Raw genomic sequence first — 3369 nt, 5'->3', positions numbered from 1 at the left:
GCGGGATGGATGATGACCGTGCCACCCATGGGCCGAACAAACAGCCGTTTTGTAGATGGGTCTCATCCTCAGGGCTTCCTCGCCGCAAGCATGCGGAATGTGGGTCCGGACCACACCAGTCCGACCGGATATGAGGTGATGCAGTGAGCTGCAGAAATCTTCGGAAGCCAATCCTCGCCCGGAACACGGTCGGCGCGCTGCGCTACGCATGGCTCCGCGCGCCGCCCTCGCACCGTGCCAACCTCACTCAAGCCAATCGAAAGGCCTTGACTCACAAATCCCCATATGAGGGTGGGCACGCTTCCGACTTCGCCTGTGTTGACCACGGCGCAAGACGTCGCTTTGCCCAGCCTACGCATGCCGCGCATTCCAATCTTTCTCCTCACCCTGAGGAGGTCGCGCAGCGACCGTCTCGAAGGGCGAGGCCACCGGCGGGGCCTCATGGTTCGAGACGCGCTGCGCGCTCCTCACCATGAGGGGCGAGAGGGTGTGCCTACCCCACGGCCACGCCTGCAGATAGTTTCAGCCATCACGATAAATTATCCCGCGAAACCGCGTCCCAAATCCTCCCGTAGCTGCGGCCAACGACGGCGCAATCGAATAGCCGCACCGTCGTTGCCTTTCATCCCCGGCGGCAGCTCCGCCGGTCAGTTTCAGCCAAACGGGAGATTGTCCATGTTGAAACGTACAGCACTTCTCGCCGCCGCAGCGTTTAGCGCGCTGGCGCTCACCGCGACCGTGATGGCGCCGGTTCGCGCCGAGGAAAAGACCGTGATGGTCGGCGGCGCGGCGATGTTCCCGTCCAGGAACATCATCCAGAACGCGGTCAATTCCAGGGACCACACCACCCTCGTCGCCGCGGTGAAGGCCGCTGGCCTCGTGGGCACGCTGGAAGGCAAGGGCCCGTTCACGGTGTTCGCGCCGACCAACATGGCGTTCGGCAAACTGCCGGCCGGCACCGTCGATACCCTGGTCAAGCCGGAGAACAAGGCGACGCTGACCAAAATCCTGACCTATCACGTCGTGCCCGGGAAGTATGACGCCTCCAGCCTTGCCGACGGCAAGAAGCTCAAGACCGTCGAAGGCGAGGAACTGACGGTGAAGAAGCAGGACGGCAAGGTCTGGATCGGCGATGCCAAGGGCAACTGGTCGACGGTGACGATCTCGAACGTCAATCAGTCCAACGGCGTGATCCATGTGATCGACACCGTGTTGATGCCGGCCTCGTAACGCGCCTGTTTCAGCCCCGGACAGGAAGCGTGAGACCAGCGAGCCGGGGGAAACCCGGCTCGCTTTTTTGTGACCGCGATACGCCGTAAGTATCGAATTGATAGCCGGCGTCGCGGTAACAAGGCGCCCGATCCGGGCGTATAAGTCGGTAACAAACCCGAGCAGGGAAACAGCTATGTCGAGCCTAGCAGTGAGCAACGAGCATGCCCCCGCCAGCGCAGCCAAGGTGATCCAGCCCGCCTGGGTGCGGATCGTGCACTGGATCAACGCGGTCGCGATGATCCTGATGATCATGTCGGGCTGGCAGATCTATAACGCCTCGCCGCTGTTCAACTTTACGTTCCCCCGCAGCATCACCTTGGGCGGCTGGCTCGCCGGCGCGCTGCTCTGGCATTTTGCTGCGATGTGGCTATTGATGGTCAATGGCCTGGTCTATCTCATCCTTGGCTTCGTCACCGGCCGCTTCCGCAGGAAGTTGTTGCCGATCACGCCCGCTGGCGTTGTCTCGGATACCAAGGCGGCGCTGACCTTCAAGCTCTCGCACGACGACCTTGCCAAGTACAATTACGTGCAGAAGCTGCTGTACGCCGGCATCATCGTCGTCGGCGTTCTCATTGTGCTGTCGGGCCTGTCGATCTGGAAACCGGTGCAGTTGCAGTGGCTGACCGCACTGTTCGGCGGCTACGACGTCGCGCGCTACGTCCACTTCATCTGCATGGCGCTGATCGTCGCCTTCCTCGCTGTTCACGTCGTGCTGGCCATCCTGGTTCCGAAGAGCCTGCGCGCCATGGTCATCGGCCGCTAGATCCAGGGAGATAGATGATGCGTCGCAAGCTCCTGATCCCCGGCGTCGACAAGAAGCTCCTGGTCAAGGACGCCGTGAAACTGATGCCTGATCTGACCCGCCGGCGCTTCATCACCGGCGGCGCCAGCTTGGGGGCGCTGACGCTGCTCACCGGCTGCGATGTCCTCGACAGTTCCTCGGCGGAAACGATGCTGGCGCAGGTTTCGAAATTCAACGATGCGGTGCAGGCCTGGATTTTCAATCCGAACGCGCTGGCGCCGACATTTCCGGAAAGCGCCATCACAAAGCCGTTTCCGTTCAACGGCTACTACGATGTCGACGAGGCGCCCGAGATCGACGGCAAGGACTGGAAGCTCGAGGTGCGCGGCCTGGTCGAGAACAAGAAGCCGTGGACGCTGGAAGAGCTCTACAAGCTGCCGCAGGTCAAACAGGTCACGCGCCATATCTGCGTCGAGGGCTGGAGCGCGATCGGAAGCTGGACCGGCACGCCGCTGCGCGATTTCCTGAAGCTTGTCGGCGCCGATACGCGCGCGAAATATGTCTGGTTCCAGTGCGCCGACAAGGACGGCTACAACTCGCCGCTGGACATGCCGACCGCGCTGCATCCGCAGACCCAGATGACCTTCAAATTCGCCGACGAGATCCTGCCGCGCGCCTACGGCTATCCGATGAAGATTCGCGTGCCGACCAAGCTCGGCTTCAAGAACCCGAAATACGTGATCTCGATGGAAGTCACCAACGACTACAAGGGCGGCTACTGGGAAGACCAGGGCTACAATTCATTTAGTGGAAGCTGAGCACTTCGCTCTGTCATTCCGGGGCGCGACGAAGTCGCGAGCCCGGAATCCATTGGGCCGCATGTGCAGACGGTGGAATGGATTCCGGGCTCGATGCTGTCGCATTGCCCCGGAATGACGGCGGAGAAAAATTCGTCCGCGATTCCAACGTGATTTGGGTCGTCCAGCCCTCGCGCGAAAAATAAATCGCTTAACCCGTCGGGCAAATCAGTGATTTAACTCCGCGCGTCTCACCCGAAATGAGGGGCGGCTCGCGATCGTCACGAACGTGCGGTGAGATGCGGTGGACGCGGGTGTTGCGACTGACGAGCGTGACTATCCGTGGACGGCGAAGTCGTGTGGTTCTGGCGCCCCGACGCTGGCGCTAAGTTTTTTGCGCGAAGCAAGTTTGCGCGAGAGGCGACGGTGGCAAGAAAGCCCGGTCACCGGGAAGAGCACGAAGTAAGCCGTAAACCACTGCGCAGGGAAAGCCGGAGTTGCTTCGGTTGACCTGTGGTCCTACCCCCGAGCTTTTTGTTGCACGGGGCCCACGGGTGC

The 3369-nt window shown here is 61.5% G+C and carries 3 protein-coding genes; all 3 read left to right on the top strand.

Going from position 1 to position 3369, the window contains the following annotated elements:
* The first annotated feature begins 675 nt into the window (after positions 1 to 675).
* The 3 genes from J6497_RS40280 (at position 676) to J6497_RS40270 (ending at position 2832) form a co-directional block, all read left to right on the top strand.
* Complete coding sequence (locus J6497_RS40280; RefSeq protein WP_225709687.1) at positions 676 to 1230, top strand: fasciclin domain-containing protein; 555 nt, start codon at positions 676 to 678, stop codon at positions 1228 to 1230.
* 175 nt (positions 1231 to 1405) lie between these two features.
* Positions 1406 to 2035, top strand: coding sequence for a cytochrome b/b6 domain-containing protein (locus J6497_RS40275; protein WP_225709686.1), 630 nt, complete (start codon positions 1406 to 1408; stop codon positions 2033 to 2035).
* Between the two features lie 14 nt (positions 2036 to 2049).
* Positions 2050 to 2832, top strand: coding sequence for a molybdopterin-binding protein (locus J6497_RS40270; RefSeq protein ID WP_225709685.1), 783 nt, complete (start codon positions 2050 to 2052; stop codon positions 2830 to 2832).
* The last annotated feature ends 537 nt before the right edge of the window (positions 2833 to 3369 follow it).

It is taken from the genome of Bradyrhizobium cenepequi, assembly GCF_020329485.1.
Taxonomy (GTDB): Bacteria; Pseudomonadota; Alphaproteobacteria; order Rhizobiales; family Xanthobacteraceae; genus Bradyrhizobium; species Bradyrhizobium cenepequi.
Note: the sequence above shows the minus strand (reverse complement) of the source record. Positions and strands in the feature narration are given on the sequence as shown.

Excerpts from the sequence above, each read along its gene's own strand:
- J6497_RS40280 (WP_225709687.1), top strand. The coding sequence starts at position 676 with ATGTTGAAACGTACAGCACTTCTCGCCGCCGCAGCGTTTAGCGCGCTG.
- J6497_RS40270 (WP_225709685.1), top strand. The coding sequence starts at position 2,050 with ATGATGCGTCGCAAGCTCCTGATCCCCGGCGTCGACAAGAAGCTCCTG.
- J6497_RS40275 (WP_225709686.1), top strand. The coding sequence starts at position 1,406 with ATGTCGAGCCTAGCAGTGAGCAACGAGCATGCCCCCGCCAGCGCAGCC.